Genomic DNA, 16,442 nt, shown 5'->3' on the forward strand with positions numbered 1-16,442 from the left:
ACCAAAACCTAACAAAAATGTCAATAACTTACACAATGTAAACACTACCTATTTACGGCTAACGGCTTATGCATTAGAAGACAAGGAAAACGTTGAGGTATATAGTGAAGCGAATATGAAAGAAATGACGGATGCGCTCAAATCAGGCGAGGCAAGTCCAGAAGCGATTGAGAGGCTGCAACAGCAGTGGGACAGGCAGAAACAAAAGGGAGTCATGCAAATTGATCTCAAAGGCGCATCGATCCGTGAAGTGAAATTCTACGGACGAGAATAAAAAATCACTTGACTTTTGTTCTAAAACGTTGTAAAATAAAAGTAATTCAACGGCTTAGAGAAAATAACGCCTCCAGCACGCGCCTAACAACGACGCAGCCAGAAAGCGACCAAAACGGGTGTAACGCCTGAAATTTGACTTTTATTTTTACTTGTGGTAAGTTAAATGGAGTATCCTGTTAGGAACCTATAAGTTTCTTATATCAAACGGAGGATTAGAATCCGATTGCAAAAACAAGCATTGAAGGGTGTTCCCATACAGAGCAACGCTGAAGTGCAAGCCCTCTTCGGACAGAGCGATGCCTTCCTAAAAATCATTGAAGATGAATTTGATGTACGCGTTGTTTTGAAAAGTGACAGCATTGCTGTCATTGGTGAAAACGTCACAGAGGTCAAACGTGTGACGACGGTTCTCGAATCACTACTTCACCGCATCCGGAAAGGAGAACGCATTCAGACAACCGATGTCAATTATGTTATCCGCGCATCGGGTGCTGGTGAACAAGGCAACTTAGGTGAAACCGGCGCTGAGTCGATTCCGGTATTCTCAAAACGCGGGGTCATTCGTCCCAAAACAATTGGTCAGAAAAGGTACGTTGAAGCGATTAAACACAACGACCTTGTTTTCGGTATCGGACCCGCAGGAACAGGAAAAACTTATCTCGCTATGGCAATGGCTGTCTCCGCTCTCAAAAGCGGACAGGTGAGTCGTATTATCTTAACGCGACCCGCCGTTGAAGCCGGTGAGAAACTCGGATTTTTACCCGGCGATATCGCCGAAAAGGTGCATCCATACTTGCGTCCCTTATATGATGCCCTTTACGATATGATGCCACCAGAGACGCTCGACCAATATATTGAGCGGAATGTTATTGAGGTCGCACCTATTGCCTTTATGCGAGGCAGGACCCTCAACAACTCGTTCGTCGTTTTAGATGAAGCACAAAATGCGACCATCGAACAGATGAAAATGTTCCTCACACGCCTCGGTTTTGATTCAAAAGCCGTGGTCACCGGCGACATTACACAGACAGACCTGCCAACACATAAGGTCTCAGGACTCGCAGACGCGCAGGAAGTGCTCTCCCAAATCAAAGGCATCGAGTTTATCTATTTCTCAAAAGTTGATGTGGTACGGCATGAATTAGTCCAACGGATCGTTGAGGCTTATGAGCAAGCATCTCCACAAAACATAAGAGGGAACGGCGCAAACCCGTCAGATATGTCCAGCAAAGAAGGATAGCCGTTTTGATTGGCATTACAAACACGAGTCGCAATACCACTTTCGATGTGGAAATCATTCACAATGCAGTGCATGCGGCTCTAAAGGCACATGGCGCAGAAGCCTGCGAAGTCAGTGTCCTCTTGACTGACGATGCCGATATAAGACGGCTCAACCGAGATTACCGCGGTATTGATGCACCAACGGACGTACTGGCGTTCGCAATGCGCGAGGGTGAAGATGGTAACCTGAATCCAAACCTACTCGGAGACCTCGTTATATCCCTTGAAACCGCAGCGCGACAAGCCACAACAAAGGATGCTCTCGCTCCAACTTGCGGTAACCTTGAAACCGAAGCAGCACTTCTCGCAGTACACGGCATGCTACATCTGCTCGGATACGACCATCAAACACCAAAAGATGCTACAATTATGTTTGAGAAACAGAAAGCCATTTTTTCCCTACTGGAGGAACCTAAGCACTATTGTCCGTAGTAGGCTCTTGATATCTGCAAAATCGACACGTCTACAGGGGGTGTGATCTTACGTTTGGACGACCTACACCTTGTCATCAAACTCGTTAGCTTAAGTATACTTTTAATTCTCAACGCGCTGTTTTCAGCCGCCGAGGCGTTGCTCGCTCGGTTAACGCGGAACGATATCCTCAAATTCGCTGAGGAAGGTGGAAAACGTTACGAAGTCCTCACCTCACTACTGCATAACCCACGCCGCTATTCGCTCACTATTATCACCGCAAAAACGATTCTGATAGTGGTTAGCGTCATGGTGTTTATGACGTTCTGGAAATATCCAGCGGCAAACGCCGCACTTGCTGCCGTCTGCTTGGTTATCTTTACTGAACTGTTCCCGAAAAATTACGTACAGGGCAGCACGGGCGATGCAACAATTCAAGCACTCAGCGTGCTCCGAGCTGTCTATTGGGGCGGATTTCTGGTGCTAATCCCACTGAATTTCGTCGCGAATCTCCTCGTTCGCGTCTTCGGAGGTAAGGTCACCTCCGCACAAGACAGCCTTGTAGCCCCAGAGGTCTTAGAAGCACTTGATAACGTTGCCGACAGCCAAGAAATCTTAGAACCCGACGATCGGGAAATGATTGCCCGAATTTTAGATCTACCCGACAAAGTCGCACGAGAGATTATGGTCGCGCGAACCGACATGGTCTGCCTTGAAGTCACGACACCGGGGGACGAAGTTCTACAAACAACCATCACATGCCGACATACCCGTATCCCCATTTACGAAGAAACCATCGACCGAATTATCGGAATTTTGCACGTTAAAGATATGCTCGATTGCTGGGAGAAAGGCAAACCCATCAATCTCAGAGAACTTATCGTCGGTCGAACGCCTTTCTTCACACCGGAAAGCAAGAGTATTTCTGAACTCTTTCGAGAACTTCGCGCACATAAACAGCATATCGCTATTGTTGTAGATGAATACGGCGGCACCGCTGGGATCGTGACATTAGAAAATATCATCGAAGAAATTGTCGGTGAAATTCACGACGAAGACGAAATCGACGAAGAAGATGCCTACGTCCAGATGGATACCAACACCTATTCTGTTGATGCACGCCTGAATCTTATCGAATTAAACGAAAGACTCGGCACAGAACTTGAAGCAGAAAATATTGATACGATCGGCGGGTTCATTGTAGATCACCTCGGACGCGTCCCAGAACAAGACACTCAATTTACATACCGAGGGATCCGCTTTACTATACTTGAGGCGGATGAACGGCGCATCCAAAGAATCCACATCAAAGTCCCAAACAGCAATAATGGTAACGGCTCTTAAACATTATGGTAAAACCAATAGGACTTAAGTACTTCACCGGTAGGTGCGGTTTCTAACCGCACCGATCCTATGAAAGTGAGTGTCTTTGCTGTCTGAAGACGGATGTTTCAACGCAATTTTGCGTAAGTCCTGACCAATAAATAAGTGGACATCTTTGTAGCATAACCTGTTAGGTTGTGCAAATCAAAATTAATTTGACAACTCTCGATAAGAAAGGTATAATTAAGCATAAGAACGGGGCGTAGCGCAGCCCGGCTAGCGCGCCTGCTTCGGGAGCAGGAGGTCGGAGGTTCAAATCCTCTCGCCCCGATTCTATCCCTTCACAGACAACGCATTTATACCTAAAACCATGGCAGCCCAAAAGACAGAAGCGATTGTCATTCGCACCTTGCCCCTTCAGGAATTCCATAAAATCATTACCTTCTACACACCGGATTTCGGGAAGGTCAAAGCGGTTGCTTATGGTATAAAAAGCCCAAAAAGCCGTCTCGGCGGCAGCTTAGAACTCCTTAAGTACGGAACGCTCCTCTTTCAACATCGCGAAAATCGAGAATTGCAAAATATCACCGACTTCAATCTCCTCGACGGATTTGACGCGATCCATTCTGACTTCACACGCATCACCTACGGATGCTATTTCGCCGAACTCGTAGACAGCAGTGCTTCAGAAGGTATCGCCAGCCCTGAAATCTTCGATCTCCTCCGATCTACCTTTCAATTTCTGGTCCATGCTGATGACATCCCCTTGCTCGCAAGAGGATTTGAAATCAAATTTCTGGACTGCGCAGGCTACGGACCTGAACTCGCGCGGTGTGTTCATTGCGGCTCAGATGTAAAAGGCACATCTACTGATCGAAAAAGTAAAACAACAAGTCCGTTCGGCATCGCCTTTAGCATCCGCTACGGGGGTGTGCTTTGCAACGGTTGTGAAAATCGAGACGGTGCCGCCTTTACAATCGCACCCGGCAGTCGTGAACTGCTAAGGATGCTTCGGAAATCCGAGTGGGAACGGTTCAATCGGATCCGCGCCTCTACCCGAAACCATCAAGAACTGAAACGCCTACTTGGAAGCTTCATTGAATACCATACCGAACGGAACTTGAAAAGTCTCAAGTTTATTGAGAATGTTTTGTAGGCATTCAAACAACATTCGCCAAACACTCAGAACATATCACTATTCATAAGGAGTCATAAAATTGAAAAAATATAACCCGTTGCAGACTTTCAGTGGTAAATCCTGGAGAACTGTAAAGTTCACCAAAATAGCCGCCCTTTTAATCGCTGCCATCTATGTTATAACAGCAGTTTCCTTCGACGTTCACGCTGCGATCACCGGAAAGATTGCGGGTGTAATCACCACTGAAGCAACAAATGAACCACTCGCGAACGTCACTGTAACACTCGTCGGAACAAGCAGCACTGCAACAACAAATGATGCAGGCTACTACGTGATGACCAACATCCCACCCGGCGATTATGACATAAAAGCGGAATTAACAGATTACGGACCTGAGACCGTGGAGGGTGCGAAAGTACTCGCTGGACTCACCACAACTCTAAACTTCGCTTTGAAGACCTCCGAAGTTGTCACACTCGAAGGGATAACAGTAACAGCCGTCAAACCGCTAATCAAGCGGGACGTTACGCAAACGACAAGAATCATCGAATCCGAAGATATTGAGGCGATGCCTCGCGACACGGTCAATGGCATCCTACAGACCCTACCTGGGGTGGCAGTGCTAAACTCCACTGGCTCAACCCATGTTCGCGGCGGTAGGTCCACAGAGATTAGATACCTCATTGACGGTATCCCGATTAACGATCCAATCGGCAGAAGTTTGGGTTTGAGTATCGGTACGAACTCCCTCGAACAAATGGAAGTCATCACGGGTGGATTTAACGCCGAACACGGCGACGCACAATCCGGTATCGTTAACCTTATCACGAAAGTTGGAACGAGTAAATTCTCCGGTAGAGTCCGCTACCGAGTCGGGCAGTGGGGAACACATCACGGCGACCCTCTATACGGCCCGTGGTTGGATCCGGACAACGGATTTCGTCCCGTGGCACTTTCACCCTTTAGAGGCATCTTCATCGGTCAACCTTACGACTATCAAGCACCGTATCGCGGACAGCCCGTTACAGTTGAGGAGTTAGCGGAACGTGAAGGCGATGACCAGATTGTCTTTACAGAAATCTTCCCCGGTGTGTATGCCGATAGGACAGAAAATCCGCTGCAACCCGTGATAGATCCCGAAACGGATGCACCGCAAGTTAATGAGGAGACGGGCGAAGTCATCATGGCACCCCAACCCTACAAAGATGCCGATGGCACTGTTATCGACTATGAAAAGAGACAGGTCACCCTCTTAGACGGCTACGTTGTAGATTTGGAACAATATAGCGGATTGTTCAACGATACGAAAAACTACGAACTCTCTCCGAGCCATATCGGTGAATTCGCACTCAGCGGACCAATATGGGGAAACCGACTAACCTTCTCCGCCTCCAGCCAGATAAGTCGGAATAATAGCTTTCTGCCGAATAGCACCGGAACAGGATATATCTTCCAAGGTAAATTGAAGTTTGAAGTAACACCCAGCATTAAACTCACCGCAGGCGGTCTCTTCAACCGCGGAGAAAGCCAATCTTATGGTGGTTCGTTACGTTTTTGGCCCAGCGCAGTGCCAGAGTCAAAATCGGATGCGCGGAATATATCCGTCCGCCTTTCGCACAATATCAACTCCGGCACTTTCTATACACTGACGCTTGGGCAATTCCATCGCTCTTCCGAGGCGAATCAACCCGGAAAAGTGTGGGACCCCTTAGATAAAACGTTTGATGAAAACGCTTGGGACCCTGAAAAATCGTTTGAGCAGAACCAAGAAGAAGGCAGAATTAGAAACCCGCCGCAACAAGCATACAACGATACAACCTACTTCGTTGCAGGGGATAACAACTCTTGGGGGGCCAGTAGTGCGACAACCTCAATATTGAGAGCGGATTTTGCCAGCCAGCTTACCGCAAATCACCTGATTCAGACAGGTGTCGAATTCTTGGGATATGAACTCTATAATCTTGGCGCGACAAATTACGGAAGTTCCAACCTCTACATGGAGTTCTACGATGTCCAACCCCAATCCCTAAGTATGTATGTCCAAGACAAGATGGAATACGAAGGCATGATTGTCAATGCCGGATTGCGATACGATCTATATAGTCCAGACGGTATCTCACCGGCAGATCCCTTGGATCCACTCGAACTGAATGACGACGGTACAATCAAACTGGACAAAAGCACTTACAAAGTCGGACTACCTATTATCAAAGATCCAGTTGAGGCTTCTACCAAACACATGATCGCACCCCGTCTCGGCATCTCCTTTCCCGTTACTGAGAGATCGAAGTTGCATTTCACGTACGGACACTACTATCAAATTCCACGAGGCGATGACCTCTACGAAAATCTCAGTTTTGACATGCGTGGTGCCATCCGAAGAAGGGGCAACCCCGACCTGAATCCAGAGAAGACCATCGCCTATGAAGTTGGAATAATCCGACAATTCACTGACGATTTAACGATAGACATCACCGGATTCACCAAGGACATTGACAGACTCGTCAACAGTGTACACGTTGACATCACCAACGATTATAGCTACTTCCTTAACGGTGAATTCAACGACAGGCTCCACGGTATCTACGGGCGGGTTCAAGGATTTGAACTCACGATTCGCAAGTGGCGCACAGCAGAAAATCGGGTTTCGGGACTGCTAAGTTACACCTATTCTGTCGCGAAAGGGAAAGGCTCCAGTCGAAATTTGGGCTACCTCACCTACTACCGGCAACAGCCCGATGTAACAGAAAGCCATCCGTTAGCGTGGGACCAGCGTCATATTCTTTCTGCCTTGCTGGATGTCCAACTGCCCTTTGATTCTTCTGTCAACTTTGTGGGTCGGTATGCCAGCGGTTTGCCCTATACCCCCAATCCGAGAGCACCCGTCAAACCCGACATCAATTCAAAGCGTTATCCGCCAACCTATAACGTTGACGCGCTCTTTAGCAAACGGAGTCGGATTGGTGGGTTGACCTATACCTTCTTTGCGGACATCCGCAACATCTTCAACACAAAAAATCTCGACGATCTTCTCGATGCGGTGACCTACGACCGTTACGGCATTCCGCTCACCAGTCAGAAGCATTCACACCCACTGTCATGGAGCTCCCCGAGGTTGATTATGATGGGGGTAAGTTTGGATTTTTAGTTGAATAATACCATCTCTAAAGGTTTATGTCGCATTAACCATACTGGACACCCCGGCCCGGGTAGGTGCGGTTTCCCAACCGCACCGGGCATCATTGAAAAATAGGAACCCTTTTAAAAGGATTCAAACAATGCGGATGCAAGAAATCGCAGAAGCCATAAAAACGTTAAGCCCTACTGATCAGCATCACTTACGGAAACTACTGAAAGACCAAGACGAAGCCGATAAACTGGAAGTATTTCACCAAGCTCTGCTGTCGAAAGGCTTAGTTAAAGAAGTGAAGAACCCTTCTGTCACCGACGCGATTGAACGCCAACTCATTGAGGTCAAAGGGAAACCTGTCTCACAAACAATTATTGAGGAGCGGAGGTAATGAGAAAAATCAACATTACAGAGGCTGATATTGACGCTATAGCAACTGAGATAGCAAAGTTTGCATCGGATCTTCCAAATCCCGAAGATTTGGTAAATTCCCAACCTACTGCTATTAAGGTAATCGACTGTGTTCTGTCGCTTCGCAAAAGTTACGATAGATTCGTAATTCCTAGACTGAAAAATTTCAGGAACAAACATCCTGATATACAAAAGATCAACAGTTTAGCAAATCTCATGGCAAGCTACCCAACGCCTGACGCTTTCATGATTAGTGAGCTTAACCACAATTCCAAGGTCAAACCAAAAATGCTTCAGGAAGTGGTAAAGTTCGTCTGCCAAATTGTAGAGGGGTCTCCAAAGGTTTCGGAAGAAGATGTTCTTAAACAATGGGCAATCCAAGCCAAGCCTCAGGAGTGCTATGGACTGAATATCAAGTATTTTAAACTTGCCGGTTTTCAGTACCTCCGAATGCTCTTCGGCGCGGATACGACAAAACCGGATGTGCACATCGTTAGATTCTTATCCGATATTCTAAACCGAAATGTTTCAGATATTGAGTCCCTTCTTCTCTTAGAAGCAGCCTGTGAACGCGAGGAGCTCTCTGTCCGGGCAGTTGACAAATACATTTGGAACAGAGGCGCGCGGAGACAAAATGCCGATGAAACAAACACTGTTCGTCTTGATTCAGATGTTGCCGCTGCTTTCCCAAACGAAGGAGCCGTTAATAAAGCGTTAAGATCCCTATTACAATACTTTCGCCAAAATGGTTGAAAAAATAATGAGCAAGGAGCGATAACCATGTCCAAAACAATTGAAGGTATTTAAGGAATTTCCTTGTAGCATAGACTGTTAGTCTGTGCCTTCTCCGGGATGCGCGTGTCCATTTTCCCTATTTTTGCGAATAACCGAACTCACGTAAGGAGTAATCTTAACGAACAAACGAACAAATGAAACGCCAAAAAACGATACCGTTATCAAACATATACAGTCGAGAAGAAGAATTTTCAGCGGATCTTGCTGATAATCTCGATGCCCTCAAGATTGGAGAGTTTGAAGAAGTAGAGACAGAATTTAACGTTAATAGGCGTAGGGCAGACATTATCGCTGTTGGGGTAGATGAGGTCCTGGTGGTAGAAAACCAGTTTGGTGAAGCAAATTGGGATCATTGGGGAAGACTCGAGGCTTACGCGCGATCACGAAATGCTACTATAGCCGCATTGGTAGCTGAAAGTTTTGAAGATCTCATGATTGTTACATGTAACCGACGCAATGAAGATAGCAGTATCAACGGGTATCCCATTCAAGCACAAGTCAACTCACACAAAGAGTTCTTTTTTCATCACGTCGCTCGGCCCGCAATAGATATCCAAATCGGACCGACACCTGATATTGAATATAGCGAATTCTGGCAGCCGATTCGCGATGGTGAGATGGGTAAATTATTTGTTGGAAAACCTGTTCCTATCAGTAATGACGGTTGGATCACAAAGTCTACTCGCAGTGTATCAGTGGGTCTTTTTCTTAGAAACCAGCGGTGTTATATTCGATTGTACTTCAATTCCTCGGAACGCAGAGACAAGGTTATGGCATTATTCCCAGAATCAGATTACGATTATGAATATAATGATTCACCTAACCAGATAAGAGTCCACTTTCGTGTTCTTGACAAAGGCAAAAACGACCGAGACACCTGGGACGAAATCCGAGAGAAATTGGTCACCATGGGCACCGACATCTATAATAAGATTAATGAATCCGGGCTGTAGTCTACAACTACGCGAGGAACTGATTATGAAAGCACACGAATTTACACTTATCTTAACAACTGCCCCCAATGAAGAAGAAGCCGACAGGCTTTACAGCATCTTTGATGATGGAACGATTACCACTCTTGAAGGGATTCCTCAAATTCATTTTCATCGTGAGGCATTTTCGTTGGAATCCGCGATTGGTTCCGCGTTACTGGATATCCAAAAAGCAGGTTTTGGTGCTGTTCGTGTACACATCGAACCAACTGTTATCCTTAAAACGACGGGAAATATAGATTTGCGGGAACGAGGTATTGATGAAGCGCAAGCAGCAGAAATGCGGGCACGCCTCGCCTCCTTTGCTGAAGATTGGGAAAGTCCTGAGATGAGTGTCTATGACAACTATGATGAGGAAAAAGCCAAATTACAAACGCGGTGATATTATTTTATCACGTTTTCCGGATTCTAATTTGCGCACAGCCACACTACGGCCCGGATTAATCGTTCAAGCAGACAATCTTCAAACTGGTTTATCCCAACTGATTGTCGCAATGATTACCAGTAACATGTCCCGCGCAAATCATCCAAGCCGTGTCACCATTTTAGTTTCTACACCGGAGGGATAACAATCTGGATTAATCATGAATTCGGTAGTGATGACCGATAACCTCTCTACAATTGTTGAATCAACCATTGAGCGTGTCATCGGTTCGATTCCAACGGAGAAAATTGACGCAGCTTTACGCCATACATTGAATCTATAACTGCTGATGGAAACCATTCTCAATTGCTACTACAAAACAACGAAAATACATGAATTTACGATCCCTTTAAAAACCGATCCAAATGAATTTTGCGGGAGCATATTTCAAAAACGAATCTGTACTCATAAAAATCATCCTAATCTGTATCCTAATTGCCTCTGGTGCTCTGGTATTGCGGAACGTCGGACATAGCGGGATTACCTATTGGGACGAAGGGTTTCACGCCGTCGTCGCTCGGAATTTGACGAAACATCCACTCAAATTCACGCTCTACGATCAACCGTGGCTCCCTTATAACTACAAAGGGTGGGGTGAGAACCATATATGGCTCCATAAACCGCCTGTTGCCATGTGGAGCATCTGGCTCTCACATCTCGTTTTCGGTATCAACACATTCGCGCTTCGGCTGCCGTCCGCAATTAGCCTCGTTGTGACAACGTGGTTGACATTTCGAATCGCCGCAGACCTTTTTGACAAACGAACGGGACTTATCGCTGCATTTCTGAATGCATTCAACCCGTTTCTCTTTGAATCTGTTCACGGCTATCGCTATTCAGATCATATTGACATCGCCTTGCTACTTTGGGTACAGGTCTCATGTTGGTTCCTACTCCGAGCCATTCGCACTGGAAAACGGAGGAATTATATTTTATCAGGCGTTACGATGGGGATCGCCTATCTATCTAAAAGTTATCTGGCACTCATCACTTTCGGCATCGCCCTTGTCGTCTGGTGTGTCGCGCGAGGGAAACAGATTTATCGTCAGAAACACCCATCGGATACCACTATACAAAGCGAGAAAACCGAAGCAAAGATTCGCCTCAGGGACATCGGTGTCCAACTTTTGGCAGCAATCGCGACAGTCGCCCCTTGGGTTATCTATTGCTTAATCTACTATCGCAAAGAGTTCTTATGGGAACACAAACGCGTTCTTGACCATCTGAACACCGATGTAGAAAGTTGGGGGGCAAGCTGGGATCGACCCTTGTTTGACTATATGCCACTGTTCTATCCGCTATTTTACGCAGCACTCGTCGCTGCGGTTCTGTGTCTATTAGTGGTACTGTTCAGACACTGGAACTTAGCCGAACTGTTCGTTTTAGCATGGGGTATCGGGGTCATCGTTCCGCACACACTCGCAGAGACGAAAACACCGTCGGCAACCATGATTGCCGTACCACCGTTGTTGATTTGTTTGGCAGCCGTTATCAGTCGAGCATGGCAACGAAAGGATTGGATTTATACCGCTATCTGGACGGCAGGGATGTTTGCAATTACGATCATCTCTGGCGGACGAACTTTGGTCAAGGGGCGAGACCAATTCGATGGACTGAAAAAAATCGCTCCCTTTATTGAGACAAATTTCTGGATTGTTGAGCAGCTGATTGGATTTGGCGTGCTATTGGCAATTTTCGCGGGTGTGTATATGTTAATCCGAGCGCACAATTTACAAAGGTGGATATGGCTTGGGCTTCGCACAGTGGCTCTGATAATCGCACTGTTCTACGCAGGGCATTACGTGTATGCCGCATACAAGGTCACAGAACGGAATTATAAGGTGCCTTTATACGAAACAAGCGGTCAACGCCTTCAAGGCGAGATACCCAAAAATGCCTGCTTCTTTCTTGACGATGAACGCGTCGGGGCACATTTCGATTTGATGTATTACGCTGATCGATCAACGTATCAGATTTATAACAAACACATGAAAGAGCCCCGCGATTTCGAGAAGCAAGCTGAAATAGCACGTGAAGCAGGCGCGATTCCATATCTCTTTTCTGTCAAAGACACAGATTATAATTATCCGCTGTTCACTGAAGGTGAAGTGGACATCGGAAACGGAAAAATGCAACGTTATCGGGTTTATGAAATTACAGAAACCCAAGAGTGAAAATTATAAATATTCATAGGAGAAATTTATGAAATTATTACGATATACACTATTTCTATCCACAATTCTCACACTCGCCACCCTATCGGCAAGTGCACAAGTGGATTGGAAAGCACTCGATGTAGGCAATTTATCGTCTGCTATCTTTAATACCGGAGTCGTCGGGTATCCCAGTAACCCAACCGCCAACCCTTCGGGATGGTGGCCCGCGGGAACAAACGATTCCTACATCTTTGAAGGCGACATCTGGATCGGTGCGAAAAAAGGCGGTGAAGTCGCCGTTTCTGAAGCAGATGGCAGACAAAGCGAAATTTGGCCCACCGATGATGTACCGGAAGTCGTTTCAGACAAGCCCGGGATGACCACAAAAGGGACACCAACAAGTCAATCTATTTTCTTTAAATGCTCTGATATGAATCCCGACGCAAATAAAGGCACGATTCTCGGATTAGAAATTGAAGTCAATGGGTTCCAATGGAGTTACGCGCCCCTCTACGATTTCTTCATTCTTGAGTATAAGGTCACAAACGTCGGCAGCGATACCCTCGAAGACCTATTTATGGCGTTCCGCTATGACGTTGACATCTCCAGTAACGAAACAGGCACAGCAAGTTACTCCGCTGATGATTTCGTCGCTCTGGATCAAACGCCGGATGCCCTCAATCCAGTAGACCATCCCAACCGCTATCTCTCTTACGGGTTTTCCAACGCCTCCGCACCCGGCTACATCGGCTTACGAGTCTTGGACGCATACATCGGAGAGCATCCAGCGGATCCCGGCATAAAAATCCCTTTCACCGCACATAAACGGATTACAATCTCCACAGACCCCTCAACCGATGCTGAGATGTACGCACTTATTAGCACGCCGGGTGTTGAACCCCTCCCTGCAAACTATGACGACCAACGCTTCATCCAATCGTACGGACCCGTCGAATCCTTTGCCCCTGGGGACACCTTCAACATTATCATCGCCGTAGCAATCGGTGAAGGACTCGCAGGGCTACAAGCATCTGCCGATTGGGCACAGAAACTCTATGATGACGGCTACGTCGCACCCGCACCGCCCCCTTCCCCGCTGGTAACCGCGTATCCAGCAGACGGACAAGTAACCCTCGTCTGGGACAGCGAAGGACGTTGGGTTGATGCAGGTGCCAGCAAAAGCATCGAAGAATATGTTGACGCGACCGACCCCGAGAAAATCTTTGAAGGGTATCGAGTCTACAGGCGTGATGTCGCTTATGATGAAGCCACTGGCAACCCCGTCGAAGACTGGACAATGCTGATGGAATTCGATAAACCGAGTGCCACCGGTAATTTTTTCACAGTCTCACACGTCGGTAAGCAGTCAGATGCCACCATCGAAAATATGGGCGACGAACCGTTCTTTGCCGATTTCTTCAAAAGTGCGGTTTACATCATTAAATTCAACTCCAGCACCAGTTTTGAAATCGTCAATACCACACTATGGGAAGTTATGGAGTATAATCCGGCGTTCCCAGGAAGTGGCGGCGGCTATGCCATTATTCAAGATCCTGACACGTTTACACCCTATCCGGATGGCACATACCAGTCCGGGGCACTGATGTATTTTGGCGGGCTTTATGTAACAATCACTGACGGGCCCTCAGGACCACCCGTCGCTGGCGACATCTTCCGCGTCGTTTCCACGCCTTCACAAGCACTCGGTGAAGACGCAGGCATCAAGAATTTCTATACCGACTCAGGCTTAACGAACGGACTCGAATACACCTACGCCGTCACTTCTTACGATACAGGCAATCCTAAAGCAGGACTCATCGCCATGGAGAGCAGTCAGATTGAGACGATGGTCCACGTTGTACCGCGCGCACAACCTGCTGGATACCGAGAACCGACTGCTGATATAGAACAGCAAGGGCAAGGGAGTGTTACTATTGAACCGATGGTACTCGCACCCAATAAAATCACAGGAGACCAATATAAAATCGTCTGGTACGGCGCGAAACAGACAGGGCCCGGCGCATACATTACCGGACCCGGTTATCAACCGCCTGCCTATGAGATTGTCAACACCTCGACAAATCAAACTGTCGTCGAGAAACAATCCTTTGACTGGTACGACCCCCTCCATCAAGCAGCCGTTGAAATTCTTTCCCCGATGTTCGATGGGGTCGTCTTGAAAATAACAGGGGTTGACGTGTCCTACGGACATCCAGACGAAAATCCGATTAACGACGTTAAACTGACAGCAGGCTCAGTAACAGATTGGTCAGTAGATATCCAATCCCCCGGCTTTGGTGAGAACACCTGGCCGAACGTCTTTTGGGCAACCTATTATCGTCCCCACACCTACTCGATTACGTTTGTTGACGATACACACGTCAAGGTAGTGGACGAAAACACAGGCGAAGAAATTCAATTCAACGACCAACGCGCCGAGGGATACGCCATTCTAACGGGCACAGGCTGGCGCGATGAATACGTCCCAGCTGAAACGCCAGGATTCTTCCGGATTTACATTCGCGGGGGATACGTCTTTATAAGAGACCCGAACGCTGAAATCTCTGCAGGCGATATATTCACCGTTGAAATGGGAGGTACCAGTGCACCCCGGGACGGCGACCAATTTCTTCTGAATACGAAAGGGGAGACCCTATCTCCTGAAGACATCGAGGCGGATCTCGGTAAAATCCGGGTCGTCCCAAATCCCTATTTCGTCACGAACAGGGCGGTCCTCGCGGAAGGAACGGACAAGATTTTCTTTACACATCTGCCACCGCGCTGCACGATTCGGATCTACACATTGGTAGGCGAATTGGTACGAGAGATTGAGCATGAAAGCATTGCTCCCTTCAATCCAGACGAACGCTTGGCACAAGGCGACAAAGGCGGAACAGCATCTTTTGAACTCCTCAATCGCTACAATCAAGCACTCGCAGGCGGTGTATATATCTATCATGTTGAAGCCCGAGACGAAAGTGACACCGTCGTCGGTAACAAAATCGGCAGATTCGCCATCATTCGATAAACGGAGAACCCAATGCGATACATAACTTATACGTTCTTATTCACACTTCTTTTAGTATCGGCTGTTCCCGGTTATGCCACAACCAATGTCGGCACAGCCGGTGCACAGTTCCTAAAAATCGGTCCCGGCGCACGGGTAGACAGTCTCGGCGGCGCATTCGGAGGACTTGCTGACGACGTAACCAGCATCTACTGGAACCCAGCCGGAATCAGCCAACTCGACAAAATCAGCTTCTCAGACACGCACACAATCTGGCTCGCCGACCTCCGCTACAACTACCTTGCCTTCGCCACACCGATAAAAAATATCGGCACCTTGGGCGCGAGCGTTACATTCCTCAATGTGCCTGAGACGGAAATCACCACGTTGGCAAAACCCGACGGCACAGGTCTCTGGTATTCTGCTTACGATACCGCAGTCTCACTGGCGTTCGCTCGACAACTCTACGCAACGGAATCCGGAGCCAAACTCTCTGTCGGTATCAACGCCAAATACATCCACCAACAGATCCATCGGGAAAGTGCCAGAGGGGTCGCCATTGATGTCGGCACGCTATACCATACCGGCTGGCGAAGTCTACGTATCGGGATGTGTTTCTCAAACTTTGGACCGGAGATGCGCTTCAGCGGTCCCGATCTGGAAAGCGGTGCTGAAGTCGCAGGCGACCCACGGATTGCCGACTACCGTCCGTTCCCAGACACAACAAACCCAGCGCGGAAAGCGGCGTTGGAAACTATCGAGTTTCCGCTGCCCTCTAACTTCAGGCTCGGCATCGCCTACGATATTATTGATACCGGTGACAACCTCCTCACCCTTGCGCTCGATGGCAACCATCCCAACGACAACAGTGAGCGGTTGAACATCGGCATGGAGTACTGGTACAGGAAAATGGCAGCAATTCGTGGGGGTTACAAATTCCGACTCGGAGAAGACCGCACAGACGACGAAGAGGGTCTCACCCTCGGCTTAGGCATCCATCTCAACCTCGGCAAAAGAGTCCTCTCCCTTGATTACGCCTACGCCGACTTTGGCCGCCTACAACAGACACATCGGGTGAGTATGGGGCTACAGTTTTAG

13 protein-coding genes, 1 tRNA gene and 1 pseudogene are annotated in these 16,442 nt (G+C 47.7%); all 15 read left to right on the forward strand.

Annotated elements, in window-relative coordinates:
* Nucleotides 1-274 (forward strand): hypothetical protein (locus OXN25_11460; GenBank protein ID MDE0425479.1); only part of this gene is annotated, 274 nt, incomplete at its 5' end.
* Between the two features lie 225 nt (nucleotides 275-499).
* A complete protein-coding gene (locus OXN25_11465) occupies nucleotides 500-1,516 on the forward strand; it encodes a PhoH family protein (GenBank protein MDE0425480.1) in 1,017 nt (338 codons plus the stop codon).
* 5 nt (nucleotides 1,517-1,521) lie between these two features.
* Nucleotides 1,522-1,989, forward strand: a complete 468-nt coding sequence (ybeY, locus tag OXN25_11470; GenBank protein MDE0425481.1) for an rRNA maturation RNase YbeY — start codon at nucleotides 1,522-1,524, stop codon at nucleotides 1,987-1,989.
* A gap of 54 nt (nucleotides 1,990-2,043) precedes the next feature.
* Nucleotides 2,044-3,312: a hemolysin family protein gene (locus tag OXN25_11475; protein MDE0425482.1), complete on the forward strand. Its 1,269-nt coding sequence runs from the start codon at nucleotides 2,044-2,046 to the stop codon at nucleotides 3,310-3,312.
* Between the two features lie 235 nt (nucleotides 3,313-3,547).
* Nucleotides 3,548-3,622: transfer RNA gene (locus tag OXN25_11480), tRNA-Pro, on the forward strand.
* A gap of 39 nt (nucleotides 3,623-3,661) precedes the next feature.
* The gene (recO, locus tag OXN25_11485) at nucleotides 3,662-4,447 is read left to right on the forward strand and encodes a DNA repair protein RecO (protein ID MDE0425483.1); all 786 of its coding nucleotides are present in this window, start codon (nucleotides 3,662-3,664) and stop codon (nucleotides 4,445-4,447) included.
* A 61-nt stretch (nucleotides 4,448-4,508) separates the two neighbouring features.
* A complete protein-coding gene (locus OXN25_11490) occupies nucleotides 4,509-7,577 on the forward strand; it encodes a TonB-dependent receptor (protein ID MDE0425484.1) in 3,069 nt (1,022 codons plus the stop codon).
* 130 nt (nucleotides 7,578-7,707) lie between these two features.
* Nucleotides 7,708-7,950 carry a hypothetical protein gene (locus OXN25_11495; GenBank protein MDE0425485.1) on the forward strand — a complete coding sequence of 81 codons (243 nt, stop codon included), beginning with the start codon at nucleotides 7,708-7,710 and terminating at the stop codon, nucleotides 7,948-7,950.
* Nucleotides 7,950-8,723, forward strand: coding sequence for a hypothetical protein (locus tag OXN25_11500; protein ID MDE0425486.1), 774 nt, complete (start codon nucleotides 7,950-7,952; stop codon nucleotides 8,721-8,723). Before OXN25_11495 ends, OXN25_11500 begins: the two co-directional genes overlap by 1 nt.
* 176 nt (nucleotides 8,724-8,899) lie before the next feature.
* On the forward strand, nucleotides 8,900-9,718 hold the full coding sequence (locus OXN25_11505; protein MDE0425487.1) for a hypothetical protein: 819 nt from the start codon (nucleotides 8,900-8,902) through the stop codon (nucleotides 9,716-9,718).
* Nucleotides 9,719-9,743: 25 nt separating this feature from the next.
* On the forward strand, nucleotides 9,744-10,139 hold the full coding sequence (locus OXN25_11510) for a hypothetical protein (GenBank protein MDE0425488.1): 396 nt from the start codon (nucleotides 9,744-9,746) through the stop codon (nucleotides 10,137-10,139).
* Nucleotides 10,105-10,464 (forward strand): annotated as a pseudogene (locus tag OXN25_11515) (type II toxin-antitoxin system PemK/MazF family toxin). Before OXN25_11510 ends, OXN25_11515 begins: the two are co-directional and overlap by 35 nt.
* Nucleotides 10,465-10,546: 82 nt before the next feature.
* Entirely contained in the window at nucleotides 10,547-12,355 is a 1,809-nt protein-coding gene (locus tag OXN25_11520) for a glycosyltransferase family 39 protein (protein ID MDE0425489.1), read from the forward strand.
* A 28-nt stretch (nucleotides 12,356-12,383) separates the two neighbouring features.
* Nucleotides 12,384-15,365, forward strand: coding sequence for a hypothetical protein (locus OXN25_11525; GenBank protein MDE0425490.1), 2,982 nt, complete (start codon nucleotides 12,384-12,386; stop codon nucleotides 15,363-15,365).
* 12 nt (nucleotides 15,366-15,377) lie between these two features.
* Entirely contained in the window at nucleotides 15,378-16,442 is a 1,065-nt protein-coding gene (locus OXN25_11530) for a PorV/PorQ family protein (protein ID MDE0425491.1), read from the forward strand.

The sequence above is a fragment of the Candidatus Poribacteria bacterium genome (assembly GCA_028820845.1).
Lineage (GTDB): Bacteria > Poribacteria > WGA-4E > WGA-4E > WGA-3G > WGA-3G.